Annotated in this window: 23 protein-coding genes; 10 read left to right on the top strand and 13 right to left on the bottom strand. The window is 63.0% G+C overall.

What is annotated here, in order from left to right; translation table 11 throughout:
• Both M5B96_RS25590 and M5B96_RS25585 read left to right on the top strand, forming a co-directional pair.
• Positions 1-939 (top strand): MlaD family protein, encoded by a 939-nt coding sequence (locus M5B96_RS25590; RefSeq protein WP_248799767.1) that lies wholly within the window; start codon positions 1-3, stop codon positions 937-939.
• Positions 936-1,568: an ABC-type transport auxiliary lipoprotein family protein gene (locus M5B96_RS25585; RefSeq protein ID WP_248799766.1), complete on the top strand. Its 633-nt coding sequence runs from the start codon at positions 936-938 to the stop codon at positions 1,566-1,568. Before M5B96_RS25590 ends, M5B96_RS25585 begins: the two co-directional genes overlap by 4 nt.
• A gap of 140 nt (positions 1,569-1,708) precedes the next feature.
• Here M5B96_RS25585 and M5B96_RS25580 read toward each other — a convergent pair whose 3' ends face one another.
• The 4 genes from M5B96_RS25580 to M5B96_RS25565 form a co-directional block, all read right to left on the bottom strand.
• Positions 1,709-2,938 (bottom strand): nucleoside recognition domain-containing protein, encoded by a 1,230-nt coding sequence (locus M5B96_RS25580; protein ID WP_248799765.1) that lies wholly within the window; start codon positions 2,936-2,938, stop codon positions 1,709-1,711.
• Positions 2,939-3,165: 227 nt separating this feature from the next.
• The gene (gltP, locus tag M5B96_RS25575) at positions 3,166-4,497 is read right to left on the bottom strand and encodes a glutamate/aspartate:proton symporter GltP (protein ID WP_248799764.1); all 1,332 of its coding nucleotides are present in this window, start codon (positions 4,495-4,497) and stop codon (positions 3,166-3,168) included.
• A 529-nt stretch (positions 4,498-5,026) separates the two neighbouring features.
• Positions 5,027-5,191 carry a DUF1328 domain-containing protein gene (locus tag M5B96_RS25570; RefSeq protein ID WP_100940022.1) on the bottom strand — a complete coding sequence of 55 codons (165 nt, stop codon included), beginning with the start codon at positions 5,189-5,191 and terminating at the stop codon, positions 5,027-5,029.
• Positions 5,192-5,270: 79 nt separating this feature from the next.
• The gene (locus tag M5B96_RS25565) at positions 5,271-5,552 is read right to left on the bottom strand and encodes a hypothetical protein (RefSeq protein WP_248799763.1); all 282 of its coding nucleotides are present in this window, start codon (positions 5,550-5,552) and stop codon (positions 5,271-5,273) included.
• Positions 5,553-6,000: 448 nt separating this feature from the next.
• Between M5B96_RS25565 and algB the strand changes: the two genes are divergently transcribed.
• The gene (algB, locus tag M5B96_RS25560; protein WP_248799762.1) at positions 6,001-7,347 is read left to right on the top strand and encodes a sigma-54-dependent response regulator transcription factor AlgB; all 1,347 of its coding nucleotides are present in this window, start codon (positions 6,001-6,003) and stop codon (positions 7,345-7,347) included.
• 10 nt (positions 7,348-7,357) lie between these two features.
• Positions 7,358-9,136, top strand: a complete 1,779-nt coding sequence (locus M5B96_RS25555; RefSeq protein WP_248799761.1) for an ATP-binding protein — start codon at positions 7,358-7,360, stop codon at positions 9,134-9,136.
• 12 nt (positions 9,137-9,148) lie between these two features.
• On the opposite strand, the gene M5B96_RS25550 is transcribed toward M5B96_RS25555, so the two are convergent.
• From M5B96_RS25550 to M5B96_RS25520, 7 genes are all read right to left on the bottom strand, one after another.
• Positions 9,149-10,762 (bottom strand): EAL domain-containing protein, encoded by a 1,614-nt coding sequence (locus M5B96_RS25550; RefSeq protein WP_248799760.1) that lies wholly within the window; start codon positions 10,760-10,762, stop codon positions 9,149-9,151.
• Positions 10,763-10,838: 76 nt separating this feature from the next.
• Complete coding sequence (locus M5B96_RS25545; protein WP_248799759.1) at positions 10,839-11,618, bottom strand: N-acetylmuramoyl-L-alanine amidase; 780 nt, start codon at positions 11,616-11,618, stop codon at positions 10,839-10,841.
• Between the two features lie 183 nt (positions 11,619-11,801).
• Complete coding sequence (locus M5B96_RS25540; RefSeq protein WP_248799758.1) at positions 11,802-13,994, bottom strand: GGDEF domain-containing protein; 2,193 nt, start codon at positions 13,992-13,994, stop codon at positions 11,802-11,804.
• Between the two features lie 17 nt (positions 13,995-14,011).
• On the bottom strand, positions 14,012-14,869 hold the full coding sequence (locus tag M5B96_RS25535) for an endonuclease/exonuclease/phosphatase family protein (protein WP_412548650.1): 858 nt from the start codon (positions 14,867-14,869) through the stop codon (positions 14,012-14,014).
• A gap of 13 nt (positions 14,870-14,882) precedes the next feature.
• Positions 14,883-15,527, bottom strand: coding sequence for a thiol:disulfide interchange protein DsbA/DsbL (locus M5B96_RS25530; protein WP_248799756.1), 645 nt, complete (start codon positions 15,525-15,527; stop codon positions 14,883-14,885).
• Positions 15,528-15,735: 208 nt separating this feature from the next.
• Positions 15,736-16,341, bottom strand: a complete 606-nt coding sequence (locus M5B96_RS25525; RefSeq protein WP_248799755.1) for a c-type cytochrome — start codon at positions 16,339-16,341, stop codon at positions 15,736-15,738.
• 45 nt (positions 16,342-16,386) lie between these two features.
• Positions 16,387-16,677: a c-type cytochrome gene (locus M5B96_RS25520; protein WP_248799754.1), complete on the bottom strand. Its 291-nt coding sequence runs from the start codon at positions 16,675-16,677 to the stop codon at positions 16,387-16,389.
• A gap of 189 nt (positions 16,678-16,866) precedes the next feature.
• On the opposite strand from M5B96_RS25520, the gene yihA reads away from it, so the two are divergent.
• Positions 16,867-17,511 (top strand): ribosome biogenesis GTP-binding protein YihA/YsxC, encoded by a 645-nt coding sequence (yihA, locus tag M5B96_RS25515; RefSeq protein ID WP_248799753.1) that lies wholly within the window; start codon positions 16,867-16,869, stop codon positions 17,509-17,511.
• A gap of 517 nt (positions 17,512-18,028) precedes the next feature.
• On the opposite strand, the gene polA is transcribed toward yihA, so the two are convergent.
• Complete coding sequence (gene polA, locus M5B96_RS25510; protein WP_248799752.1) at positions 18,029-20,848, bottom strand: DNA polymerase I; 2,820 nt, start codon at positions 20,846-20,848, stop codon at positions 18,029-18,031.
• A 74-nt stretch (positions 20,849-20,922) separates the two neighbouring features.
• Between polA and M5B96_RS25505 the strand changes: the two genes are divergently transcribed.
• On the top strand, positions 20,923-21,213 hold the full coding sequence (locus M5B96_RS25505; protein ID WP_248799751.1) for a DUF2782 domain-containing protein: 291 nt from the start codon (positions 20,923-20,925) through the stop codon (positions 21,211-21,213).
• 56 nt (positions 21,214-21,269) lie between these two features.
• Positions 21,270-22,220, top strand: a complete 951-nt coding sequence (locus tag M5B96_RS25500; protein WP_248799750.1) for a homoserine kinase — start codon at positions 21,270-21,272, stop codon at positions 22,218-22,220.
• A 325-nt stretch (positions 22,221-22,545) separates the two neighbouring features.
• On the opposite strand, the gene M5B96_RS25495 is transcribed toward M5B96_RS25500, so the two are convergent.
• The gene (locus tag M5B96_RS25495; protein WP_248799749.1) at positions 22,546-23,466 is read right to left on the bottom strand and encodes a zinc ABC transporter substrate-binding protein; all 921 of its coding nucleotides are present in this window, start codon (positions 23,464-23,466) and stop codon (positions 22,546-22,548) included.
• 66 nt (positions 23,467-23,532) lie between these two features.
• On the opposite strand from M5B96_RS25495, the gene zur reads away from it, so the two are divergent.
• Genes zur through znuB form a run of 3 tightly spaced genes read left to right on the top strand, consistent with a single transcriptional unit; the run spans position 23,533 to position 25,584 of the window.
• Positions 23,533-24,015 carry a zinc uptake transcriptional repressor Zur gene (gene zur, locus M5B96_RS25490; RefSeq protein ID WP_248799748.1) on the top strand — a complete coding sequence of 161 codons (483 nt, stop codon included), beginning with the start codon at positions 23,533-23,535 and terminating at the stop codon, positions 24,013-24,015.
• Positions 24,015-24,803: a zinc ABC transporter ATP-binding protein ZnuC gene (znuC, locus tag M5B96_RS25485; protein ID WP_248799747.1), complete on the top strand. Its 789-nt coding sequence runs from the start codon at positions 24,015-24,017 to the stop codon at positions 24,801-24,803. The genes zur and znuC overlap by 1 nt, the downstream gene beginning before the upstream one ends.
• Positions 24,796-25,584 carry a zinc ABC transporter permease subunit ZnuB gene (gene znuB / locus M5B96_RS25480; protein ID WP_248799746.1) on the top strand — a complete coding sequence of 263 codons (789 nt, stop codon included), beginning with the start codon at positions 24,796-24,798 and terminating at the stop codon, positions 25,582-25,584. Before znuC ends, znuB begins: the two co-directional genes overlap by 8 nt.
• The last annotated feature ends 19 nt before the right edge of the window (positions 25,585-25,603 follow it).

The raw sequence follows: 25,603 nt of genomic DNA, 5'->3' as shown, positions 1-25,603 counted from the left end.
ATGGAAACCCGTGCCCATCATGTGATGATCGGCCTGTTCAGCGTGCTGGTGGTCGTGGCCGCGTTGCTGTTCGGCCTGTGGCTGGCCAAGTCCAGCGTCGACACCGCGTTCAAGGACTATGAAGTGGTGTTCAACGAGGCGGTCAGCGGCCTGTCCAAGGGCAGCCCGGTGCAGTACAGCGGGATCAAGGTCGGTGATGTGCTGCAACTGAGCCTCGACCCGAAAGACCCGCGCCGGGTGCTGGCACGGATCCGCCTGGCCGGTGACACGCCGATCAAGGAAGACACCCGCGCCAAGCTGGCCCTGACCGGCATCACCGGCACCTCGCTGATCCAGCTCAGCGACGGCACGCCGCAAAGTCCCGAGCTCAGGGGCAAGGACGGCAACCTGCCGCAGATCATCGCCTCGCCGTCACCGATCTCACGCCTGCTCAACGACAGCAACGACCTGATGAGCGGGATCAACCTGCTGCTGCATAATGCCAACGAAATGTTCTCGCAGAAAAACGTCGACCAGGTCAGCCAGACCCTGGACAACCTCCAGCAGGCCACCGGGGCCATCGCCGGCCAGCGCGACGATATCCGCCAGACCCTGAAGCAACTGAGCCTGGTCAGCAAGCAGGTCAGTGCAACCCTGGAGCAGACCAGCGCGCTGATGCGCAACGCCAACGGCCTGCTCGACAACCAGGGTAAGCAGGCCTTCGGCAGCGCCGAGCGGGCCATGCAATCCCTGGAGCAGAGCAGCGCGACGATCAACAAGCTGCTGAACAACAACCAGGACTCGGTCAACAGCGGCTTGCAGGGTTTGAATGAGCTGTCCCCGGCGATCCGCGAGCTGCGTGACACCCTCAGTTCCCTGCGCGCGATCTCCAAGCGCCTGGAAGCCAACCCCAGCGGCTACTTGCTGGGCCGTGACAAGAACAAGGAATTCACCCCATGAGGCGTGCCCCTCGTGTATTGAGCCAGCTTACCCTGGTTGTCGGCCTGGCCTTGAGCGGCGGCTGCTCGATCCTGCCCCAGGCCGACCCGGCGGATGTCTATCGCCTGCCGACGGCGCAGAACAGTGTGCCGGCGCCCAACAGCCTGCCGGTCAACTGGTCGTTGCGGATTGCCAAGCCGATTGCCAGTGACGCCTTGAACAACCCGAATATCGCCGTGGTGCCCCAGGGCGACCTGATCAGCCACTACAAGGCCTCGCGCTGGAGCGATCCGGCACCGGTGCTGTTGCGCAACCGGATCCTCGACGCCTTCCAGCGCGACGGCCGGGTACGCCTGCTGAGCACCGACGACAGCAACCTGCAGGCGGATTTCGAGCTGGGCGGCGAGTTGCAGGCGTTCCAGACCGAGTACCGCGGACAGGGGGCCGAGGTGGTGATCCGCTTCGATGCGCGGCTGGTGCGTGGGATTGACCAGCGGATTCTTGCCAGCCGACGCTTTGAAGTGCGCCAGCCGATCAGCGACAAACAGGTCCCTGGCGTGGTGGCGGGCTTCGGCCAGGCCGGTGACAAGCTGATGGCACAGATGATCGGCTGGGCAGTGCAGCAGGGCGAGGACTCGGCTAAACGCTGAGGCCGCCATCGCCGGCAAGCCAGCTTCTACAAGGATCCGCGCTTGCCGATAGATTGCGGCCAGACACCGTACTGTGGGAGCCGGCTTGCCGGCGATAGCGGCGGTGAGTCTTGCCACACAACCACAGGCAAGCGCAGGTTTCAGCCAAAGAACCAGTAGCACACCCCGATCGCCGCCAGCACCCCGGCCAGTTCCGCCAGCAAGGCGCAACCCACCGCATGTCGCGCGCGCTGGATATTCACCGCGCCGAAATACACCGCCAGCACGTAGAAGGTGGTTTCGGTGCTGCCCTGGATAGTCGCCGCCGCCAGCGCCGGGAAGCTGTCCACGCCCTGGGTCTTCATGGTCTCGATCAGCATGGCCCGGGCGGCACTGCCGGAGAACGGCTTGACCATCGCCGTCGGCAAGGCATCGACGAAACGCGTATCCCAACCGGCCCACTGCACCAGGTGACGAATGCCGTCGAGGCCAAAGTCCAGCGCCCCGGAAGCCCGCAGCACGCCAATCGCACAAAGCATCGCGACCAGGTACGGCAACAGGTTCTTGGCGACATCGAAACCCTCTTTCGCCCCTTCGACAAAGGCCTCATAGACCTTCACCTTGCGTAACGCGCCGATCACCAGGAACAGCATGATCAGGCCGAACAACGTCAGGTTGCCGAGGATCGACGACAGGCCGGCCAACGCCGTGGCCGACAGCCCGGCCAGCAGTGCCATGAAACCGCCGAGCAGCAACGCGCCGGGAATCAGGTAGGCCAGCACCACCGGGTCCCACAGCCGCAGGCGCTGCATCACCGCCACCGAGAACAGGCCGACCAGGCTCGAGGCGCAGGTGGCCAGCAGGATCGGCAGGAACACCAGGGTCGGGTCAGCCGCGCCTTGCTGCGCGCGGTACATGAAGATGGTCACCGGCAGCAGGGTCAGGGACGAGGCGTTGAGCACCAGGAACAGGATCTGCGCGTTGCTCGCCACGGTCTGGCTCGGGTTGAGCTCCTGCAGGGAACGCATGGCCTTGAGGCCGATGGGTGTGGCGGCGTTGTCCAGGCCCAGGGCGTTGGCGGCAAAGTTGAGGGTGATCAGGCCAATGGCCGGGTGACCTCGCGGCACCTCCGGCATCAGATGGCTGAACAACGGCCCCAGGGCTTTGGCCAGCCACTCGACGATCCCGGCCTTTTCGGCAATCCGCAGAAAACCGAGCCAGAGGGTCAGGGTGCCAAACAGCAGGACCATGACCTCCACCGAGAGCTTGGCCATGGCAAAGATGCTTTCCACCATCGCGGCGAAGATCGCATGGTTGCCAGCCAGCAGCCATTGCGCCAGCGCCGAGACGGTCGCCACCACGAAAAAGCCAAGCCAAAGGCCATTGAGCATCGGGAGAACTCCTTGAGGATGCGGCGAATGATAGCGGTCAGGCCAGAAACAACAAACCCCGGAAAGTCCGGGGTTTGTCTGGGCGGCTGGAAATACACCGAACCTGTGGAAGCGGCGCTTGGTCTGGGCGGCACTCCGACGAAGCTTCTAGCGTTCCCGCTGGCCTCTTCGCGAGCAAGCTCTGCTCCCACAAGAACAGCGCCACTTCCACACCATGGGCACGGCGGTTAGCCCTTGGAGACCTCACCCGCCGGCAGCGGCTCCTTGCTGCGCCAGTGCGGCAGGGAGTTCCAGTAGCGCTCGCCCTTGGCATCGTCGTACATGCCTTCCCAACGGGAAATCACCAGCACCGCCAGGGCATTGCCGATTACGTTCAATGCGGTCCGCGCCATATCCATCACCCGGTCGACACCGGCGATAAAGGCCAGGCCTTCCAGCGGAATACCGACGCTGCCCAGGGTCGCCAGCAACACCACGAAGGACACGCCCGGAACCCCGGCAATGCCCTTGGAGGTGACCATCAGGGTCAGCACCAGGAGCAGTTGCTGGCTGATGGACAGGTCGATGCCGTAGAGCTGGGCAATGAAGATTGCCGCGATGCTCTGGTACAGGGTCGAACCGTCGAGGTTGAAAGAGTAGCCGGTCGGCACCACAAAGCTGCAAATGGCTTTCGGCGCGCCGTAGGCTTCCATCTTCTCGATCACCCGTGGCAACACGGTTTCAGAACTGGCGGTGGAGTAGGCCAGCACCAACTCGTCCTTGAAGATGCGCATCAGCTTGATCACCGAGAAGCCGAACAGGCGGGCCACCAGGCCAAGTATGGCAAAAGCGAAGAACAGGATGGCGGCGTAGACCAGCAGCACCAGCTTGGCCAGCGGCAGCAGCGAAGCGAAGCCGAAGCTGGCGACGGTCACCGCGATCAGGGCGAACACACCGATCGGGGCGTAGTTCATGATCATGTGGGTGACCTTGAACATGCTTTCCGAGACGCCTTGGAACATCTTCACCAACGGGTCGCGCAACTCGGCCTGCAGGCTCGACAGGCCCAGGCCGAAGAGCACCGAGAAGAAGATGATCGGCAGCATTTCGCCACGAGCCATGGCGGCAAAGATGTTCGAAGGAATCAGATTGAGGATGGTTTCGATAAACGCATGCTCATGCTGCACTTCGGCGGCGGTGGCCTTGTACTTGGAGATATCCACGGTGCCCAGGGTGCTCATGTCGATGCCCGAGCCCGGGTGGAACACATTGGCCAGCAGCAGGCCGACCACGATGGCGATAGTGGTGACGATCTCGAAGTAGATAATGGTCTTGAGGCCGATGCGCCCCAGTTTCTTCGCATCGCCGACCCCGGCAATGCCGACCACCAGCGAGGAAATGACAATCGGTATGACGATCATCTTGATCAGGCGGATAAAGATATCGCCTGCCGGTTGCAGCACATTGCTGATCCACCAGGCCTTCTCGGCACTGAAATGGTTGAGCAGCGCGCCCACTGCAATCCCCAGTACCAGACCGATAAGGATCTGCCAGGCGAGGCTGAGCTTTGCCTTCTTCATGTCGTTACCCTTGCTTCAAGTGGAGCCGGACAGGAGCCCCTCAGCACTGCGCTGATGCAGGCCAAGTGTTGGCAACTGTCGCCCATGGAAGGTCATCGCCCACCAGCCTGATGGCTTTTTGGCAGGCGAAAAAAGGCGCAACTATTCCCATGCAAGGGGGGGACGTCTAATGCCGTAAACGACTACCCTATGCCGAATCGGCATGACATTTGTTCAACAATACGACTGTTTTGCCCCTCGCCGACAGGACATTTCAGCCGAAAAAAGTGCCGTAAACCGGCCATTACAAAGCATTTTTCCCTCTGTATCACAAGAGTGGATCGAGGCCAAACAAGCAGAAAAGTCCTACAAATTCAATCGGAAACATCGGGGGGATTGGCAGGGTATTTCTAGACGTACGGTCACAGCCGAACCAGGGATCCCGTGAAAATGCCACTTAATGTCAGAACGACATAGGATTAAAGCGGCAAACGGCTGTCCTGCCAGCACAGGAGCTGCCGCCCCACGGCAGGGCGGCTACGGCTCAGGGTCAACCTCGACCGCGGCGTCCGAACAGGAAGGACACCACGAACATCACCAGGAATACGACAAAGAGAATCTTGGCGATACCCGTAGCGGTACCGGCGATGCCACCAAAGCCCAATACCGCGGCGACAATGGCAATGATCAGGAATGTGACTGCCCAGCTCAACATGGTGATTCTCCTCAACTTACAAGTTTTTCGATGCGGCCTTTGCTGCTCACGGGCGAGCATCCGACCGCCCGGTTATTGCCTAGAACACCCAACGCTGCTGAAACGGCTCGTCAGGCACCTGGACCTGATCGACCGACGTCAGACGGTAGGCGGCAGGGTCGCTGATGCTGGCACCGGCGGCACTGAAATGGGTTTGTTGCAGGGCATGCCCGGGCAGGCGCTGGACCTGGACACTGGCCTGGCTCCAACGTTGGAACTGCTGGCCGGCAAGCAACGTGAGCAGTAACGCCAGCACGGCAAACAATCCTTGCTGCAGGTGCAATGGCGAAAGATGGAAATGGGCGGTACGTGGGCGATTCATCCTGAAACTCCTCCGACACAAGGGTGATTGTTCCAGGGCCGGGGGAGAGGAACCAACCCGACCACTGTGAACACTCGTGGGAGGAGCATTGCAGCCTGCATGCCAGCTTTTTTTATTGGAAATAATCAATAAAATCAATAAGTTGAAAAACTCATCCAATTGATGAACGCGCATCCTGCACGATACCCATCCTGCAGTCGTGCGTATTGCACGATAAATCCGTAGGAAAGAACCTAAACTCACGAATAAAGAGCAAGAAATCAGTAGGAATTAGCTGAGCCCCCAACTGTCGGAAGCAAAGAGCTTAAAAAATTCCCCAAATCAGCGGGTTAGCAATCAGGGACGGAGACCGTTACCCTGCTTGTTATCGGGTCAATCGGAATCAGCTCTCTAACGTGCCGGATTTTTCCGGGACAGTCTGGAAACTTTCACTAAAGGAGCATGGGGTATGGAATCCGCCACGGAACATCAAGGCCGTATTCTGCTGGTGGATGATGAATCCGCCATCCTTCGCACCTTTCGCTATTGCCTGGAAGACGAAGGCTACACCGTCGCCACGGCGAACAGCGCGGCCCAGGCCGACAGCCTGTTGCAGCGCCAGGTCTTCGACCTGTGCTTCCTCGACCTGCGGTTGGGCGAGGACAACGGCCTCGATGTGCTGGCCCAGATGCGCATCCAGGCGCCCTGGATGCGTGTGGTGATCGTCACCGCCCACTCCGCCGTGGACACCGCTGTCGACGCCATCCAGGCCGGTGCCGCCGACTATTTGGTCAAGCCGTGCAGCCCCGACCAACTGCGCCTGGCCACGGCCAAGCAACTGGAGGTGCGGCAACTGTCGGCCCGCCTCGAAGCCCTCGAAGGTGAAGTGCGCCAGCCCAAGGACGGCCTGGATTCCCACAGCCCGTCGATGATGGCCGTGCTGGAGACCGCACGACAGGTGGCCGGCACCGATGCGAACATCCTGATCCTCGGCGAGTCCGGGACCGGCAAGGGCGAACTGGCGCGGGCCATCCACGGCTGGAGCAAACGGGCGAAGAAGTCCTGCGTGACCATCAACTGCCCGTCGCTGACCGCCGAGCTGATGGAAAGCGAGCTGTTCGGGCACAGCCGCGGGGCCTTCACCGGCGCCAGCGAAAGCACCCTGGGGCGGGTCAACCAGGCCGATGGCGGGACCTTGTTTCTCGACGAGATCGGCGACTTTCCCCTGACCCTGCAACCCAAGCTGTTGCGCTTTATCCAGGACAAGGAATACGAACGGGTCGGCGATCCGGTGACCCGGCGGGCCGATGTGCGCATCCTCGCCGCCACCAACCTCAACCTCGAAGACATGGTCCGCGACGGCCGTTTTCGCGAGGACCTGCTCTACCGCCTGAATGTCATCACCCTGCACCTGCCGCCCCTGCGCGAGCGCAGTGAAGACATCCTGATGCTCGCCGATCGTTTCCTCGCGCGATTCGTCAAGGAGTACGCGCGGCCGGCCCGCGGCTTCGGCGATGAAGCCCGCGAAGCCCTGCTCAACTACCGCTGGCCGGGCAATATCCGCGAATTGCGCAACGTGGTCGAACGCGCCAGCATCATCTGTCCCCAGGAGCGCGTGGAGATCAGCCACCTGGGCATGGCCGAGCAACCGGCCAACAGCGCACCGCGTATCGGTGCCGCCCTGAGCCTGGACGAACTGGAAAAAGCCCATATCGGTGCCGTACTGGCCACCAGCGACACCCTCGACCAGGCCGCCAAGACCCTGGGCATCGATGCCTCGACGCTGTACCGCAAACGCAAACAGTACAACCTGTGAGTCGCACACCATGAAGCTCACGATGAAGCTGCGCACCCGGCTCTTCCTGAGTATTTCGGCTCTGATCACGGTCGCCTTGCTCGGGCTGATGCTCGGCCTGGTCAGCGTGATGCAGATGGCCAAGACCCAGGAGTCGCTGGTCAGCGACAACTTCATCACCCTGGACCTGGGCCTCAAGCTACGCCAGAGCCTGGGCGACCAGTTGCTCCTGATGCTCGGCGACAAACCCGACCAGGTCGCGCTCGAGGCGGCGCGCGAGCACTACCTGCAGCTGCTCCACGAAGGCATCGATCATGAGCAGGGCAGCGATGTACGCAGCGGCTTCGCCCAGGCGCGAATCGACTACGAGCAGTTCCTCCAGGCCTTCGCCCGCTCGCGCGACGGCAGCGGCAGCATCGAGGAGCTCACCAGCAGCTTCAACGTCCTGCGCAACGGCCTGATCGCCGAGCACAAGCAGGCGCTGGATAACATCAGCTCGACGGAAATCAACGCTCGCGAGCGGGCGCTGCTGGTGGCCGGGTTGCTGGGGTTTGTCGGGCTGGCGGTGCTGATCATCGGTTTCATCACCGCCCACGGCATCGCCCGGCGTTTCGGCGCGCCGATCGAGGCCCTGGCCGAGGCGGCGGACCACATCGGCCAGGGCAACTTCGAAGTGACCCTGCCGATTTCCTCGGCGCAGGAGATGAACCTGCTGACTAGGCGCTTCGGCATCATGGCCGAGGCCCTGCGCCAGCATCAGGCAACCAACATCGACGAATTGCTGGCCGGTCAGCAACGCTTGCAGGCTGTGCTCGACAGCATCGACGACGGGCTGCTGATGATTGACCGCGAAGGCCGCCTGGAGCACCTCAACCCGGTGGCGCAACGGCAATTGGGCTGGGACAGCGACCGCCTGGGTCAAGGTCTTGGCGAGGCCCTGCAACGGCCCGAGCTGGACGCACAGCTGCAATTGATCCTGCGCGGGGCCAGCCTGGAACGGGCACCGGAGGACCTTGAGGTCGAGGTCGAAGGCGAGTCCCGCCTGCTGACCTACAGCCTGACCCCGGTCAGTCACACCCAGGGCCATATTCTCGGCGCGGTGATGGTGCTCCACGACGTCACCGAACAACGGGCCTTCGAGCGGGTGCGGAGCGAGTTCGTCCTGCGCGCCTCCCACGAACTGCGCACGCCGGTTACCGGCATGCATATGGCCTTCGGCCTGTTGCAGGAGCGGGTGCATTTCGACAGCGAATCGCGGGAAGCGGACCTTCTGAACACGGTCAACGAAGAGATGCAGCGGCTGATGCAATTGATCAACGACCTGCTGAATTTCTCCCGTTACCAGAACGGCCTGCAGAAGCTGACCCTGGAGCCTTGCGACATCGACTCACTGCTCGAAGCCAGCCGCCTGCGCTACGCCGAACGGGCCCTGGACCAGGGCATCGACCTGCAGGTGGAACTCCAACCACCCTTGCCGCGCCTGCCGGCCGATCAAGCGCAACTGGAGCGCGTGCTCGACAATCTGCTGGACAATGCCCTGCGCCATACCGCCCGCGGCGGGCAGATTCGCTTGCAGGCCCGGCGCCATGGCGAGCGGGTCATCATCAGCGTCGAGGACAACGGCGAGGGCATTGCCTACGGTCAACAGGGCCGGATCTTCGAGCCCTTCGTCCAGGTCGGCCGCAAGAAAGGCGGTGCCGGCCTCGGCCTGGCCCTGTGCAAGGAAATCGTGCAGTTGCACAGCGGGCGCATGGGTGTGTATTCAAGGCCGGGGCAGGGCACGCAGTTCTATATGGCGCTGCCGCTCTAGCGGCTCCACCACCTAGGCCTCGTCGTCCAGGCGCCGCGAGGCCAGGCGGCGACCGCGAGTGATCAACTCGACGAACTGCACCGCCGTCAGCGCCTGGGCGAACAGCCAACCCTGGCCGTAATTGACCCCTTCGCTGCTCAGCAGCACGGCCTGGTGCTCGTACTCGATGCCCTCGGCGATCACCCGCAAATGCAGCGCATGGGCCATGCGGATGATATGCGGCGCCACGCCACTGCTGGCGGCGTCATGGCCCAGGGCATCGATAAAGGCCTTGTCGATCTTCAGGCAGTCCACCGGCAGGGTTTGCAAGTAGGCCAGGCTGCAATAGCCGGTGCCGAAGTCATCGATCAACACCTGGTGACCAACGTCGCGCAGGGCCTGCAAATTATCCCGGGCCACCACCACATCGATCAGCCCGCGCTCAGTCACTTCGAAGGCGATCTGCCGGGCGCTGACCCGGTGTGTCCGCAACAGGTCGGCAATCACCTCGCCGATACGCGGCACCATGACATCGCAAGCCGCCAGGTTCACCGAGATATACAGCTGCGGATTGGCCCGCAACAGCTGGCCCAGTTGGTCCAGCAAACGCTGCAGGACGAAATCGGTGATCTGGCGGATCTGCCCGGTGTCTTCCGCCAGGGGGATGAACAGGTCGGGGCTGGTCAGCGTGCCATCCGGCCGGCGCCAGCGGATCAAGGCTTCGGCGCCCACGCAATGGCGACTGCCGAGGTCGAAGATCGGTTGATACAGCACCTGGAATTCACCACGGCGCAGCGCGCCTTGCAGCTCGCCGTTGAGCGACTGGCGCTGACGGGCCAGTTGCAAGGTCAGGCCACCAATACAGAAGGCAATCAGCAGGCTTACCGAGAGCAACCACCACCACAGCGGGTCGATCGGCAGCGGCATGGTCTCGCGCGGCGCCACCATCACCAGCTGGTATTCCGGGGTGCGGGTGGGCATGCGATAGATCAACTCATCCGGCGTGATCACCAGCGGTTCGCGCGCGCTGGTCGGCCAGCCAGGGGGCGGCCAGGCCTGCGTCGGCCCCAACACCGGAATCGCCCGCCGACCACGGTCGACCACCACCAGCAGGCTGGCCCCCGGCGGCAGTTCCACCACATCGCTCAGATGCCCACGGGAGGTGGACACCCGGAAGTGACCACGTCCGAGCATCAGGGTGGCCAGGTTGTCATTGGGCTCGGTCGAGGTATTGAGCCAATAACTGTAGGTCGGCCCGCGCATATCCGGCCTGCGCAAGGTCATGTGCGCCTCCCGGTTCGGCCAGTTGGAGCAGGACTGGACGGCATCGACATAGAAGGCTTCGGAGATAAAGCGGTAGTTGAAGCTCAGCTGTTGCAGAGTGTCGATCATCGCCGGGCTGCAGTCCCGCAAGGGCTGGGCCTCCAATTGATCGAGCCCCTCACGTAGCTGGCCGAAAAGCTGCTCCAGGCGCTCAAGGAAACGTTGTCCCTGGGCATTCATCTGTTCGCTTTCATGCTGCCTGACCTGATGCATCGCCACTCCCAGGCTACCGGCCAACAACAGGACGATACTGAGCAGGGCCGCCAGCAATGCCAGCGACCAGGGACGATGGAACCAGGTGCGCAACGTCTCACGAGCCGGCATCAGCGAATATCCGAAGACTTACCAATGAGTTATAGCAACAGATTGGCGAGTTGGCGCTGACCGTCCGGCAGTGACGTTATTCTGACGAATTCAGCACCTGGAGGATCGCCGCACTTTGCGCATCCGGCAGGCCGTCGAAGCGGCTGGGGCGGAAGTGCATCTGGAAGGCCGCCAGTACATGGCGCGTGGCAACATCCAGTTCGCCGGTCTGCGGCGTGGCATAGCCCAGGCGCACGAGCTGCTGCTGGAACCAGGTGATGCTCGGCAATTGCGCGGCATAGACGCCTTGCAAGGCCGCGACCGCCTGTTCGTCAGGCCAGACACCGAGGCCTTCCGCCGCCAGGCGCTTCCAGGGCATCAGCGGTCCCGGGTCCTGCTTGCGCAACGGCGCGATATCGCTATGGCCGATCACATTACGCGGCTCGATATGATTGCGCTTGACGATGTCCTTGAGCAGCAGCACCAGCGCCTGGATCTGGGCCTCGCTGTAGGGGAACCAGACCCGCCCGCCGGGTGTGTCGCGGAAACCCGGATTGACGATTTCAATGCCGATGGAGCTGGAATTCAGCCAGGTACGGCCCAGCCACTCGCTGTCCCCGGCGTGCCAGGCGCGCTGGCTCTCGTCCACCAGCTTGTAGATCGTGGCGCGGGGGTCGTCGCCGATCAGGTAATGGCTGCTGACCTGGCCATGGGTCAGCAGTCTCAGCGAGTTTTCCATATTCGCCGAGGTGTAGTGGAGGATCACGAACTGCACGCGGTTGTCGTAGTTGACCGACGGGTGGCTGGTGTCGATGCGCGGACCGCTGGCGCAGCCCGCCAGCAGCAGGATCGAAAGAAGCAAGGGGAGCAGTTTCATGGTGGCGGCAACAAACAAAGACAGTAATTTGACAGCATAACGTACTGGTAAGCCCGGCAGCGCCCAATACACTGTTACCTGATGCAACCTGGAGCAGCGTCCTGCCCCTGGTCCAACCCTTTCGCTCAACACCCGCACTGCAGGAGCCGGCTTGCCGGCGCCTACAGAACGCAGGCCTTGTACTCAGCCCTGCTCGACACGATTGCGTCCGGCATTCTTGGCCCGGTAAAGCGCCTCATCGGCTCTTTTCAGCGCATGATCGCCGCGCTCACCGGTCTTGAACGCCGACAGCCCGACCGACACGGTGATCGTCACCCGCTCGCCCTTGAAGTGGAACGGACAGGCTTCAATCGCCGCGCGCAAGCTCTCGGCCAGCTTGAGCCCGGCGCTGATCGGGGTATTGGGCACCAACAGGACGAATTCCTCGCCGCCGAACCGGGCAATGAAATCGCTGGCACGCAGGCGCTTGCGCAACTCGCCGGCAATGATCTTCAACACCTTGTCGCCGGCCAGGTGGCCATAGTTGTCGTTGATCCGCTTGAAGTGATCAAGATCGAGCATGGCGATCAGCAGGGTGTTGCCATGCTGCTGCCAGTGCGCCATCTCATGCTCCAGCCGCTCACTCCAGGCCGCGCGATTGGGCAGGCCGGTCAGCGGGTCGACCAGGGCTTTCTGACGCTGTTCCTCAAGGTGATCACGATAGCCCTGGGCCTCCTGCTCCATGTGCGCCACACGCTCGGCCAGGCTTTGCAGGCGCAAGGCGACTTCCTGCTCGCGGATCGCCCGTTGCTGCTGGTGCTGGTCCATGGTGCCGAGCAAACCTTCGAGGCGGTTTTCCAGGACGTGCTTGAGGCTGTCCAGGTCCGCGGCATCCTGCACGCTGCTCTGCAGGCTATCGACATGCTCGCGCAGTTGGCTGTGCAACTCATTCGCCGCCGTACGCCCTTCGGCATGCCCCGCACTGGCTGCCTGCAGGTTGCTCTGGAACGACTCCAGGCGTTCGTTGAGTTGCTTGAGGTAGATCTGGAAATCGTGTTGGCCGCTATCGTTGATCGCCAGCATCAATACCGCCAGATCGTCGAGGATCGGTAGCAACTCGTACCAGTTCAGCCCATGTTCGAGCCGGTGGCGCATGGCTTCGGCGTGCGCCTGGTGCCGTTCGGGCAGGGTCAGGTCATCCAGCAGGCCCAGCAACGTCGACTCGATGTGTTCGGCCACCGAGCTGTAGGACGGCTCCGGGGATTCGGGCAAGGCAAACAGCACATCCGGTTCCGGATACTCCGGGTCGACCGCCGCCAGCGCTTCAGCCATCACCGGCGGCAACGGCAGGCTGTCGATAAATACCGTGGCCACGGGATGTACCGCGAGGGCCTGCGCTTCTGGCGGGGCGGCCACCTTGACGAGCGAAGCGGGTGGCCCCCCGGGCTCGGCCGCCGCTAGCGGCGACGGCGGTTGCTGCTCTTTGCTCGCCGGGGCCATGGACGGTGCCTCGGGTACCGGCTCGGCGACCGCGGCCAACGGCTCCGGCGACAACACCGGCGGCACATAGGCCACGGCCTCGACGGGCGCTGCCGCAGGGGCCGGCTCGGACTCGATAGCGGGCGGCGCCGAGCGAGGCAATTCTGGCGCGGCGACCTCGACCGGGGCCACAAGCGCAGGCGCCGACGCTACGGCCGGGGCAGCTACAGGTGCAGGTGTTACAGCAGGTGCTGCGGGGGCCGGGGCCGGTGCATGAACAGGCTCCGACACCTCGGCGTCACGGGCCGTGGGTTCGACCGCATGGACCGCAACCCCTTCGGCCCCGGCAGAGGGCGCCGGGGGATGCCCCGGGGTGGTTTCCGGCACGCTCTCCTTGCCGCCGAACAACCGTTGCAACAGGCTCGGCCGACCCGGCTCAGCCGGCTGCTCAAGCTGCGTCAGGGCCTTGCCTTGCAGGCTGCTGAGCTCGCTGAGCAGCAGGGGGATTTCCCGCGCCTGGCCGACGCGCCCCTCCAGCTGCTTGGCGAAGTTCTTCAGCGGCCGCCTGACTTCGCGGGGCAGCGGCAGGGATTGCAGCTGGGTCACCAGCGCATTCAACGCGCTGCTGACTTGTTCGGAGCGGATCTCACGACGCTGCTCGGAGTCGAGCACGGCCTTTTCCAGCCGCGGCAACAGGGCCGACAACGCCGCATCCATATCGTCGCTGCGCACGATGTCGCGCATTTCCTTCATGCACTGGTCAACCGCACGGTCGGTCCCTTCCGCCGCCAGGGTGCTGCGCACCAGCCCACGGCGAAGCAGGTCCAGACGGGCGTCCCAACGACGCTCGAGCTTTTCCTGTTGTTCGATGCTTTTAAGGTATTTCTCTTTCCAGCGTTCGACTTCTTCGCTGCTCATGCCGGCGTCCGCGAGATTTAGCTACTCAAGGCCGGCAACGTATCAGAACCGATGGAACCTGGCAGACGAATTTCGACGGCCACCGGCAAATGATCGGAAATAGGTTGGGCCAGCACCTCGACTCGCTCCAGCGTCAGGCTCGGGCTGAGCAGAATATGGTCCAGGCAGCGTTGCGGACGCCAACTGGGGAAAGTGGCTTCCACCTGCGGCGCAAGTAAGCCGAGGTCTCGTAGAGGCGAGTGTAGCAGCAGGTCGCTGGCCTGGGTGTTCATGTCGCCCATCAGCACCAGGTGCCGAAAACCACCGATCAACTCGCGGATATAGGCCAGTTGCAAGGTACGCGCCCGCGCCCCCAGGGCCAGGTGCATCATCACCACCACCAGGGCCTCCGGGCCCTCGCCAAAACGCACGAGAATGGCCCCGCGGCCGGCCGGCCCCGGCAAGGGATGATCCTCGATCGCCGAGGGCCGCAAACGGCTCAGCACCCCATTGCTGTGCTGGCCCAGCCGCCCGAGATTGCGGTTGAGTTGCTGGTACCAGTAGGGAAAAGCGCCGAGTTGGGCCAGGTGCTCGACCTGATTGATGTAGCCCGAACGCAGGCTGCCGCCATCGGCCTCCTGGAGGGCCACCAGGTCGAAGTCGGCGAGCAGGCCGCCGATCTTCTGCAGGTTGTCCGCGCGCCCGGTGGCGGGCAACAAGTGCTGCCAGCCACGGGTCAGGTAATGTCGATAACGCTGGGTACTGATCCCCACCTGGATATTGAAACTGAGCAGGCGCAGGCGGTTGTCCGCCGGCAGGCCGGTACTCTCCAGGTGACGCTCGTTGACCCTGGGCTCATGCAGGCCAACGAGACGCTCCGTCCCCCAGCGCCCGATCACGGCGGCGGCCTTACTTGGCCGCCGTCATGGCGGCCCGCTCCTTGGCGATCAACTGGTCGGCGACATTCAGCGCGGCTTCAGGACCACCGGCGGTACCGAGGTCAAAGCGGTATTTGCCGTTGACGATCATGGTCGGTACGCCGGAGATGCCGTACTGCTCAGCCAGGTCCTTGGACTTTTTCATCTGCCCCTTGATCGCGAACGAGTTGAAGGTATCGAGGAACTTCTGCTTGTCGACGCCTTGGCCGGCGAGGAAGTCGGCCATCTCTTCAGGCTGGGTCATCTTGTGGGTTTTCTGCACTTCTTCGAACACCGCCTTGTGCACACGGTTTTCCACACCCATGGCTTCGAGGGTCAGGAACATTTGCCCGTGGGCGTTCCAGGGGCCGCCGAAGATGGCCGGGATACGCACGAAGTTGACGTCGCTGGGCAGCTTCTCGGCCCAGGGATTGATGGTCGGTTCAAAGGCATAGCAATGCGGGCAGCCGTACCAGAAGAACTCGATCACCTCAATCTTGCCCGGGACGGCAACCTGCACGGGTTTTTCCAGCTCGACGTAGGTCTTGCCGGCCTCAAGTGGCACATCGGCGGCCTGGGCCGTCATGCCGAACAGGCTGGCGGTGACGAGTGCGGCGCTGAGAATCAGATTACGCATGCTTTGCTCCTGGACAGGGAATAAGTGGCCTCGGACGCGACCTGTCATCCAGACAGGCCGGGGCGGGCTCTAGTTCGATAATCAGTGTAACGGCAGCGGCCACAAAAAAGGGCGGCCAAGGCCACCCTTTTATCGTTGCAGCGGCGGATTAATCGATCATTAACGTTGCCAAAGATGACAATCCGCCGCGCGCCTGACCGTCAGAACCTCAGTGCAGACCCTGTACGTAGCTGGAGACGGCTTCGATATCCTTGTTGCTCATCTTCGACGCGATGCTGCGCATGATCATGGTATCGCCGTCGTTGGTGCGGTTGCCTTCACGGAAGTCGGTCAACTGCTTGGCAACGTATTGCGCATGCTGGCCGCCCAGGTGCGGGAAGCCGGCGGCGGCATTACCGGCGCCATTGGGCGAGTGGCAGCCGATGCAGGACGGCATGCCCTGGTCCAGCTTGCCGCCGCGGAACAACTCTTCACCGCGGGCAACGACCTTGGGATCGGCGGCACCGACGCTGCCCTGCTGGCTGGAAAAGTAGGCGGCGATATCGGACAGGTCCTGATCGCTCAGGTTGGTCAGCAGGCCGGTCATTTCCAGCACGGTGCGCTTGCCCGACTTGATGTCCTGCATTTGCTTGGTCAGGTAGCGCTCGCCCTGGCCGGCCAGTTTCGGGAAGTTGGGGGCCATGCTGTTGCCATCGGGCCCGTGGCAGGCTCCGCAGACGGCGGCTTTGGCCTGACCGGCCTTGGCATCGCCAGCGGCCTGTGCCAGGCCTGTGATCCCCAGGGTCAACAGCAGACTCACGATCAGTTTGTTCATCAGCTAATCCAACTACGGCTAAGGGTTAAGAGTTATGGACCGGGCTTACTCGCTCATCCACTGGATGATGCTTCGGTAATCCTCGGCACTGCAGTCCATGCACAAACCACGCGGCGGCATCGCCTTGAAACCCTGGGTCACGTGTTGCACCAGCGTCTCCATACCTTGCGCCAATCTTGGCTTCCAGGCCAGCGGGTCACCCTTTCGAGGGGCCATCGGCAACTGTCCGGCATGGCAGGCACCACAAACACGGTTGTACACGGCTTCCGGATCCTGTGTAGCCTGCGCGCTGTAAAGCGGCATCAAGAGCCCGGCGGCCAGCAGCCATTGGGTCATAAATGACCTTCTCAGGGTTGGGGACACACCGCGTTCTACTGCGCGGTCTAGGTCTATCGCCCCCGTGGGCTTTATCCTGTGTAGGGACAAAGCACACACAAAATCTGCGGCATTATATACTGGCGCTACTGAAACGGAAACGACACTGCTGCCGCATCCATCCCCGGCACCGCCCACATCGGAAATCCCATGCAACTCAAGAACCCCATTCTCGGCCTGTGCCAACAGTCCACCTTCATGCTCAGCGCCGCCAAAGTCGACCAGTGCCCGGACGACGAAGGCTTTGAAGTGGCCTTTGCCGGCCGTTCCAACGCCGGCAAATCCAGCGCCCTCAACACCCTGACCCATGCGAGCCTGGCGCGCACCTCGAAAACCCCGGGTCGCACACAGTTGTTGAACTTCTTCAAGCTAGACGATGATCGGCGTCTGGTCGACCTGCCGGGCTACGGATATGCAAAAGTTCCGATTCCGCTCAAGCTGCACTGGCAGCGCCACCTGGAAGCGTACCTGGGTGGCCGCGAGAGTCTGAAGGGCCTGATCCTGATGATGGACATCCGCCATCCGATGACCGACTTCGATCTCCTGATGCTCGATTGGGCGGTGGCCAGCGGCATGCCGATGCATATCCTGCTGACCAAGGCCGACAAGCTGACCTATGGCGCGGCAAAGAACACCCTGCTCAAGGTACAGGCGGAAATCCGCAAGGGCTGGGGCGACAGCATCAGCATCCAGCTGTTCTCGGCGCCCAAGCGCCTGGGCCTGGAAGAGGCCTACACGGTGCTGGCGGACTGGATGGAACTGGCGGACAAGGGCAGCGAAGCCGCAGCGGAATAACGCGCCGCGGCCGGGCAATATGCCACGGACCTTTGTGGGAACCGGCTTGCCGGCGATGGCGGCCGAAAGGGCGACGCACGGCTCAAGGGCCTCATCGCTGCGCTGCGGCATCCGACAAGCCAGGCGCCTACGAAGAGCCGCGAACCGGCCTCTGACGCGGCATGACGCACCATGGGGGCAAATTTTGAGTAAAAAAAACCCCGGACTTCGTATGGGGAGGGGAAGTTCGGGGTCTAAGTTCCGAACCGCTAGGGCGGCGTCCGGAATATCTGCCAACACTTAACACAACATAGGAGCATCGAAGGGCTTCACCAGCCATTCAGTAACTCTGAGTGCGGCCTTGCCGATTTAGTTCCGAATATTTTCAAAAACTATTTGGCATAAGTGGCGCCAATTCCGGAACTAATGGCCTTTCGATGGTGTTTTGCCGCAACGCCATGTCACGGCAAAACCCTGCTTTTGTGGGAACCGGCTTGCCGGCTCCCACAGAGGTCCGTGGCGCGTTCAAGGTCCAGGCTCAGTGCGCCTCATCCCAGTTATCGCCCACGCCCACGTCCACCAGCAACGGCACATCCAGCTGCACCGCGCCGCTCATGTAACGGCGAATCTTCTCACTGACTTCCTCCACCAGCTCCTCGCGCACCTCCAGCACCAGTTCGTCGTGCACCTGGAGGATGACCCGGGCATCCAGGCCGGATTCGCAGAGCCAGTTATCCACCGCCACCATGGCCTTCTTGATGATGTCCGCCGCCGTGCCCTGCATCGGCGCGTTGATCGCCGTGCGCTCGGCGCCAGCACGCTCCTGGGGCCGGTTGGAGTGGATTTCCGGCAGGTACAGCCGACGCCCGAACAGGGTCTCGACATAACCCTGCTCCGAAGCCTGGGCGCGGGTGCGCTCCATATATTCGCGAACCCCCGGATAACGGGCGAAGTAGACGTCGATATAAGCCTTGGCGGTCTTGGTATCGACACCGATGTCCTTGCCCAGCTTCTGCGCCCCCATGCCATAGATCAGGCCGAAGTTGATGGCCTTGGCGCTGCGGCGCTGGTCGGAGGTGACCTCGGCCAACTCAACCTTGAACACTTCCGCCGCCGTCGCCGCGTGCACGTCGAGGTTGTGGCGGAAGGCATTGAGCAGGCCTTCGTCCTTGGACAAGTGCGCCATGATCCGCAGTTCGATCTGCGAATAGTCCGCCGCCAGCAGCTTGTAGCCCTTGGGCGCGATGAACGCCTGGCGGATCCGCCGCCCTTCGGCGGTGCGCACCGGGATGTTCTGCAGGTTCGGATCGCTGGAGGACAGCCGACCGGTGGCCGCCACCGCCTGATGGTAGGAGGTGTGGATACGCCCGGTACGCGGGTTGATCTGCTCCGGCAGGCGATCGGTGTAGGTACTTTTCAGCTTGCTCATGGAACGGTACTGCATCAGCACCTTGGGCAACGGATAGTCATCTTCGGCCAGCTTGGCCAACACTTCTTCCGCCGTGGACGCCTGCCCCTTGCCGGTCTTCTTCAGCACCGGCAGGCCAAGTTTCTCGTAAAGGATCGCGCCCAGCTGCTTGGGCGAACCGAGATTGAATTGCTCGCCGGCGATGGCGAACGCTTCGCGCTCCAGCGCCACCATCTTCTCGCCCAGTTCGATGCTCTGCACGCCGAGCAACGCGGCATCGACCAATGCCCCCTGGCGCTCGATCCGCGCCAGCACCGGCACCAGCGGCATTTCAATATCGGTCAGCACGCTGAGCAGGCTCGGCACGGCCGCCAGCTGCGCATGCAGGGCCTGGTGCAGGCGCAAGGTCACGTCGGCATCTTCGGCGGCATAGGGCCCGGCCTGCTCCAGGGCGATCTGGTCGAAGGTCAGCTGCTTGGCGCCCCTGCCGGCAATGTCCTGGAAGCTGACGGTGTCGTAGCCGAGGTACTTCTTCGCCAGGCTGTCCATATCGTGCCGGGTCGCCGTGGCATTCAGCACGTAGGACTCGAGCATGGTGTCGAAGGCGACGCCACGCACACTGATGCCGCATGCCGGGTCGCCGCCGATGGCGCAGTTGGCGAGGATGTTCATGTCGAACTTGGCGTGTTGGCCGACCTTGAGCTTTTCCGGGTCTTCCAGCAGCGGCTGCAAGGCCCGCAGCACGTTGTCGCGGTCCAGTTGCGGCGGCGCATCGATATAGCAATGGGTCAGCGGTACATAAGCGGCTTCATTGGCCCGGACGGCGAAGGAAACACCGACCAGTTGCGCCTGTTGCGCGTCGATCCCGGTGGTTTCGGTATCAAAGGCGAAAAGTTTCGCCTCCTTGAGCTTCTTCAGCCAGACATCGAAGCGGGCCTGGTCGAGGATGGTTTCGTACTGCGGCGCGCTGGGAGCCTCGGCCTGCGCCGGGGTAGCATCCGCCGGTTCGGCGTCGAAGAGCCCGGCTCTGTCAGCCTGCGGCGCCGTGGCAGCCGCCTGCTCGAGACGCTTGGTTTCGCGCTGCAACTCGTCGATCCAGCTCTTGAACTCCAGCTCGGCATACAGCTCGGCGAGCTTCTCCCGGTCCGGCTCGCCCAGGTGCAAGTCGTCCAGGCCGATCGTCAGCGGCACATCGATCTTGATGGTCGCCAACTGATAGGACAGGAACGCCATCTCCTTGTGCTCGAGCAACTTGGCCGGCAAGGTCTTGGCCCCGCGAATCGGCAGGTTCGGCACCTGGTCGAGCTGCTCGTAGAGCTCCTTCAAACCGCCGTTGACCCCCACCAGCAGGGCCACGGCGGTTTTCTCGCCGACCCCCTTGACCCCGGGAATGTTGTCGGAGGAGTCGCCCATCAGCGCCAGCAGATCGATGATCTGCTCCGGAGCGACGCCAAACTTCGCCTTCACGCCTTCCACGTCCAGCGAGGTTTCGTTCATGGTATTGACCAGCGTAATGTGCCCGTCGACCAGCTGCGCCATGTCCTTGTCACCGGTGGAGATCACCACCGGTCGGTCGGCGGCCGCGCTGCTGCGGGCCAGGGTGCCGATCACATCGTCGGCTTCCACGCCTTCCACGCACAGCAACGGGAACCCCATGGCACGCACGCTGGCATGCAGCGGCTCGATCTGCACGCGCATGTCGTCAGGCATGCTCGGGCGGTTGGCCTTGTAGTGGGCATACATTTCATCGCGAAAGGTCCCGCCCTTGGCGTCGAAGACCACCGCGAAGGGGCTCTGTGGATACTGTTTGCGCAGGCTTCTGAGCATGTTCAGCACGCCCTTGACCGCTCCGGTGGGCAAACCCTTGGACGTGGTGAGCGGCGGCATCGCATGGAAGGCGCGATACAGGTAGGAAGAACCGTCCACCAGGACGAGAGGAGCTTGGTTCATGAGTACGATCAACCTTTTCGGCGGGTGCGGCGCTAGAATAGCCGGACCGTTGACGACAAAGGGACAAGGTTATCATGCGTAAACTCAATCGCCTGTTATTGGGCGGCCTGCTTGCACTGACGTCGTTGGCCACCCTGGCCGCGACGGATGCGCCTTCAGCCGAACCAGAAGTGACGATTCACACGGAAGGTGACAAAACGATCCAGGAATACCGGGTAAATGGCTTTCTGTACGCCATCAAGGTCACCCCCAAGGGTGGCAAGCCCTACTTTCTGGTCCGTGCCGATGGTACTGATGCAAACTATATCCGCTCGGACCAACCGGATATGCTGATTCCGGCGTGGAAGATCTTCGAGTGGAAGTAAGCCCCTAACTTTAATCGGCGCCGCCTTGGGCGGCGCCCGTACTGGCAGTTTTAACCATGTCTGTGTTCACCCCCCTGGCTCGGCCTGAGCTGGAAACCTTTCTCGCCCCTTACGGGCTCGGTCGTCTGCTCGACTTCCAGGGAATTGCCGCCGGCAGTGAAAACACCAATTTCTTCATCAGCCTGGAGAAGGGTGAATACGTCCTGACCCTGGTTGAACGCGGACCGGTGCAGGAAATGCCGTTCTTCATCGAGCTGCTCGACGTGCTGCACGACGCCGACCTGCCGGTGCCCTATGCCTTGCGCACCACCGACGGCCAGGCCCTGCGCGAACTGGCCGGCAAGCCGGCGTTGCTGCAACCGCGGCTGGCCGGCAAGCACATCAAGGTGGCCAACGCCCAGCACTGCGCCCAGGTCGGCGAGTTGCTCGGCCACCTGCACCTGGCGACCCGCGACCATATCCTCGAACGCAAGACCGATCGCGGCCTGGACTGGATGCTCGAAGAGGGCGAGAAGTTGCAGTCGCACCTCGGCGACGAGGCCCGCGGTTTGCTGCAAGCGGCGCTGGAAGAGATCGGCCGGTACAAGGCGCAGATCCTCGCGCTGCCAAGGGCGAACCTGCACGCCGACCTGTTCCGCGACAATGCGATGTTCGAAGGTACTCACCTGACCGGGCTGATCGACTTCTACAACGCCTGTTCCGGGCCGATGCTCTACGACGTGGCGATTGCCCTGAACGACTGGTGCTCGGATGACGCCGGGGTGCTCGACGGACAACGGGCCCGGGCACTGCTGGGGGCGTATGCCGGCCTGCGGCCGTTTACCGCGAGTGAGGCGGAACTGTGGCCGACCATGCTGCGGGTGGGCTGCGTGCGCTTCTGGCTGTCGCGCCTGATTGCCGCCGAATCCTTTGCCGGGCAGGACGTGCTGATCCACGACCCGATGGAGTTCCAGCAGCGCCTGGCGCAGCGCCAGCAGGTCAGTTGCTCGTTGCCGTTCGCGCTCTAAAGCCGATTTACAAGCTACTGCGAACTCACCTTGTGGCGAGCGGGCTTGCCCGCGCCCGGCTGCGAAGCAGTCGCAAACCGGCCGCCTCGGTCTGCCTGATAGACTTCATTCGCCGGTTTTAGGGGCGCTTCGCCCCCCAGCGCGGGCAAGCCCGCTCGCCACAAGGTCGCACTCGGCTTTAATCTTCACTTAGGGAAACGCTGATTCATTCGGTTTTTCGTCCGAAAACACCCTGAAGGCCTTGATTTACCTGAGAGCAAGAACTGGCCTCTTGAATAAATCAGCGCTTCCTTGACGCAATGGCATTGAGGTAATGCTCGGCTACCTACAACGACTCCAGGCACCCCGCCAGGTCATTGCCCAACTTCTCCAGCACCTGCTCATACCCATGCGCCCCCGCCGGCGTATAGCCACCCAGGCCATCCAGCTCAGCCAGCTTCACCGGCAAGCCACTCACCAGGGTTTCCGCCAAGCGCGGGCGCAACGGCGGTTCGCTGAACACACAGGTCTTGCCCACTTCCTGCAAGCGCGTGCGCATCGCCGCTACATGCTGGGCGCCCGGCTGCACTTCGGCGGCCACGCTGAACACACCGGTGTGCTTGAGCCCATAGGCATCCTCGAAGTAGTCGAAGGCCTCATGGAAGACAAAGTACGGCTTGCCCGCCACCCCTGCCAGACGTGCCTTCAACCGCGCATCCAGGGCATCGAGCCGCGCATCGAAGGCATTTACATTGCTTTGGTAGCGTTGCGCGTTGGCCGGATCGGCCGTACTCAGGTCCGCGGCCATGCGCGCGGCAATCACCCGGGCGTTCACCGTCGACAGCCAGAGGTGCGCGTCCAGCGTGCCCGGACGATGATCATGGTCATGTTCGTCGGCATCTTCGGCATGGGAGTGGCTATCTTCGGCGAACCGACGAAGCTTCATCCCCGGCAGGTCCTGCACCGCCACGCTCGGCAGCCCGCGGCCCTTGAGCACCCGGGGCAGGAAGCTTTCCATGTCCGGGCCGATCCAGTAGAGCAGGTCGACCGACTGCACCTTGCGTACATCGGAAGGCCGCAGTGCGTAGTTGTGCGGCGAAGCGCCCGGCGGCAGCAGCACTTCAGGCGTGTCGACGCCCTCCTGCACGGCGGCGGCAATCAACTGCAGGGGTTTGATGCTGGTCAGCACGCTGACTTGCGCCTGAACCGGGGAAATCACCAACAAACTGGCACTGATAGCGACAAAAAAGGCAAAAAGACGGGGCACGATGAACACTCAAGGCGGCAGGAACAGGTAACATAATAACGTCTCTCACAAACGCCGTCGCCGCTCATGCCTAAAACCCCTCTCGCCAGCCGTCCCCATGATCACTCTCACTGCGTGCACAGCGCGCTGTCCGACGCCGATGCCCTGTGCGCACGCCAGGGCCTGCGCCTGACCGCCCTGCGGCGGCGAGTGCTCGAACTGGTCTGGCAGAGCCACAAGCCGCTGGGTGCCTATGACATCCTCGCCGTGCTGAGCGAGCAGGACGGCCGCCGCGCCGCGCCGCCGACCGTCTACCGCGCCCTGGACTTCCTGCTGGACAACGGCCTGGTCCATCGCATCGCATCGCTCAACGCCTTTGTCGGCTGCAACCATCCGGAGCACGCCCACCAGGGCCAGTTCCTGATCTGCCGCGAGTGCCATGCCGCCATCGAGCTGGAACAGAAATCCATCAGCGACGCCATCATCGGCAGTGCCCGGGAGGTCGGCTTCGCCGTCGAGGCCCAGACCGTCGAAGTGATCGGGCTCTGCTCGGGTTGCCAGGGGGCCTGATGAGCACTGCGCTGATTCGCCTCGAGCAGGTGGGCGTGACCTTTGCCGGGCAGAACGTGCTCGACAACATCGACCTGAGCGTCGAGCCCGGGCAGATCGTCACCCTGATCGGCCCCAACGGCGCCGGCAAGACCACCCTGGTGCGCGCCGTGCTCGGCCTGCTCAAGCCGGATCGCGGCAGAGTCTGGCGCAAGCCGAAGCTGCGGGTCGGCTATATGCCGCAGAAACTCCATGTCGACCCGACCCTGCCGCTGTCGGTGCTGCGCTTCCTGCGCCTGGTGCCAGGCGTCGATCGCGTGCGGGCCATGGCCGCGCTGGGCGAAGTCGGCGCCGAACAAGTGATCGACAGCCCGGTGCAAAGCATCTCCGGCGGCGAAATGCAGCGCGTGCTGCTGGCCCGGGCGTTGCTGCGCGAACCGCAACTGCTGGTGCTCGACGAGCCCGTGCAAGGCGTCGATGTCGCCGGCCAGGCCGAGCTCTACAGCCTGATCACCCGCCTGCGCGACCGCCACGGTTGCGGCGTGCTGATGGTCTCCCACGATCTGCACCTGGTGATGAGCACCACCGACCAGGTGGTCTGCCTCAATCGCCATGTCTGCTGCTCCGGCCATCCCGAGCAGGTCAGCGGCGACCCGGCCTTCGTCGAGCTGTTCGGGCAGAACGCCCAGAGCCTGGCGATCTATCACCACCACCATGACCACGCCCATGATCTGCACGGCGCGGTGGTCAACGAAGAGCCCGGCGCGGCCCATACCCACGTTCACGGAGAAAGCTGCAAGCATGGCTGATTTCCTGCTCTACGCCCTGCTCGCAGGCTTGGCCCTGGCGCTGGTGGCGGGCCCCTTGGGTTCGTTCGTGGTCTGGCGACGCATGGCCTATTTCGGCGACACCTTGTCCCACGCGGCCTTGCTCGGCGTGGCCCTGGGCTTTCTGCTGGATGTCAGCCCGACCCTGGCGGTGACCGTCGGCTGCCTGCTGCTGGCGGTGCTGCTGGTGACCCTGCAACAGCGCCAACCCCTGGCCTCCGACACCCTGCTGGGAATTCTCGCGCCGAGCACCTTGTCCCTCGGCCTGGTGGTACTAAGCTTCATGCATGAAGTACGCATCGACCTGATGGGGTACCTGTTCGGCGACCTGCTGGCCATCAGCACCACCGACCTGTACTGGATCCTCGGTGGCAGCGCGGTGGTGCTGGTGCTGCTGATCGGCCTCTGGCGACCACTGCTGGCGATCACCGTGCATGAAGAACTGGCCACGGTCGAAGGCCTGCCGGTGGCGTCGTTGCGCATGGCGCTGATGCTGCTGATCGCGGTGGTGATCGCGGTGGCGATGAAGATTGTCGGCGTGCTGCTGATCACCTCCTTGTTGATCATCCCGGCCGCCGCCGCCCAGCGCCACGCCCGTTCGCCGGAGCAGATGGCCCTGGGCGCCAGCCTGCTCGGCATGCTCGCGGTGTGCGGTGGCCTGGCATTGTCCTGGTTCAAGGACACCCCGGCGGGGCCGTCCATCGTGGTGACGGCCGCCGGCCTGTTTCTGCTGAGTTTTGTCCTGCCACGCAGAGGGGTGTAGACTTGCTCGTTTTTTGCGC

Origin of the sequence: Pseudomonas sp. MWU13-2105 (genome assembly GCF_023242315.1) — a bacterium.
Classification (GTDB): domain Bacteria; phylum Pseudomonadota; class Gammaproteobacteria; order Pseudomonadales; family Pseudomonadaceae; genus Aquipseudomonas.
The sequence above is the reverse complement of the archived record's forward strand: the minus strand, read 5'-3'. Positions and strand labels throughout refer to the sequence as shown.

What these genes read in the sequence shown, in the direction of transcription:
- polA (WP_248799752.1), bottom strand. Translation starts at nt 20,848, where the DNA reads ATGAACCAAGCTCCTCTCGTCCTGGTGGACGGTTCTTCCTACCTGTAT.
- znuC (WP_248799747.1), top strand. Translation starts at nt 24,015, where the DNA reads ATGAGCACTGCGCTGATTCGCCTCGAGCAGGTGGGCGTGACCTTTGCC.
- M5B96_RS25585 (WP_248799766.1), top strand. Translation starts at nt 936, where the DNA reads ATGAGGCGTGCCCCTCGTGTATTGAGCCAGCTTACCCTGGTTGTCGGC.
- algB (WP_248799762.1), top strand. Translation starts at nt 6,001, where the DNA reads ATGGAATCCGCCACGGAACATCAAGGCCGTATTCTGCTGGTGGATGAT.
- M5B96_RS25500 (WP_248799750.1), top strand. Translation starts at nt 21,270, where the DNA reads ATGTCTGTGTTCACCCCCCTGGCTCGGCCTGAGCTGGAAACCTTTCTC.
- M5B96_RS25530 (WP_248799756.1), bottom strand. Translation starts at nt 15,527, where the DNA reads ATGCGTAATCTGATTCTCAGCGCCGCACTCGTCACCGCCAGCCTGTTC.
- yihA (WP_248799753.1), top strand. Translation starts at nt 16,867, where the DNA reads ATGCAACTCAAGAACCCCATTCTCGGCCTGTGCCAACAGTCCACCTTC.
- M5B96_RS25565 (WP_248799763.1), bottom strand. Translation starts at nt 5,552, where the DNA reads ATGAATCGCCCACGTACCGCCCATTTCCATCTTTCGCCATTGCACCTG.
- M5B96_RS25590 (WP_248799767.1), top strand. Translation starts at nt 1, where the DNA reads ATGGAAACCCGTGCCCATCATGTGATGATCGGCCTGTTCAGCGTGCTG.
- gltP (WP_248799764.1), bottom strand. Translation starts at nt 4,497, where the DNA reads ATGAAGAAGGCAAAGCTCAGCCTCGCCTGGCAGATCCTTATCGGTCTG.
- M5B96_RS25505 (WP_248799751.1), top strand. Translation starts at nt 20,923, where the DNA reads ATGCGTAAACTCAATCGCCTGTTATTGGGCGGCCTGCTTGCACTGACG.
- M5B96_RS25525 (WP_248799755.1), bottom strand. Translation starts at nt 16,341, where the DNA reads ATGAACAAACTGATCGTGAGTCTGCTGTTGACCCTGGGGATCACAGGC.
- M5B96_RS25520 (WP_248799754.1), bottom strand. Translation starts at nt 16,677, where the DNA reads ATGACCCAATGGCTGCTGGCCGCCGGGCTCTTGATGCCGCTTTACAGC.
- zur (WP_248799748.1), top strand. Translation starts at nt 23,533, where the DNA reads ATGCCTAAAACCCCTCTCGCCAGCCGTCCCCATGATCACTCTCACTGC.
- znuB (WP_248799746.1), top strand. Translation starts at nt 24,796, where the DNA reads ATGGCTGATTTCCTGCTCTACGCCCTGCTCGCAGGCTTGGCCCTGGCG.
- M5B96_RS25555 (WP_248799761.1), top strand. Translation starts at nt 7,358, where the DNA reads ATGAAGCTCACGATGAAGCTGCGCACCCGGCTCTTCCTGAGTATTTCG.
- M5B96_RS25540 (WP_248799758.1), bottom strand. Translation starts at nt 13,994, where the DNA reads ATGAGCAGCGAAGAAGTCGAACGCTGGAAAGAGAAATACCTTAAAAGC.
- M5B96_RS25545 (WP_248799759.1), bottom strand. Translation starts at nt 11,618, where the DNA reads ATGAAACTGCTCCCCTTGCTTCTTTCGATCCTGCTGCTGGCGGGCTGC.
- M5B96_RS25550 (WP_248799760.1), bottom strand. Translation starts at nt 10,762, where the DNA reads ATGCCGGCTCGTGAGACGTTGCGCACCTGGTTCCATCGTCCCTGGTCG.
- M5B96_RS25570 (WP_100940022.1), bottom strand. Translation starts at nt 5,191, where the DNA reads ATGTTGAGCTGGGCAGTCACATTCCTGATCATTGCCATTGTCGCCGCG.
- M5B96_RS25580 (WP_248799765.1), bottom strand. Translation starts at nt 2,938, where the DNA reads ATGCTCAATGGCCTTTGGCTTGGCTTTTTCGTGGTGGCGACCGTCTCG.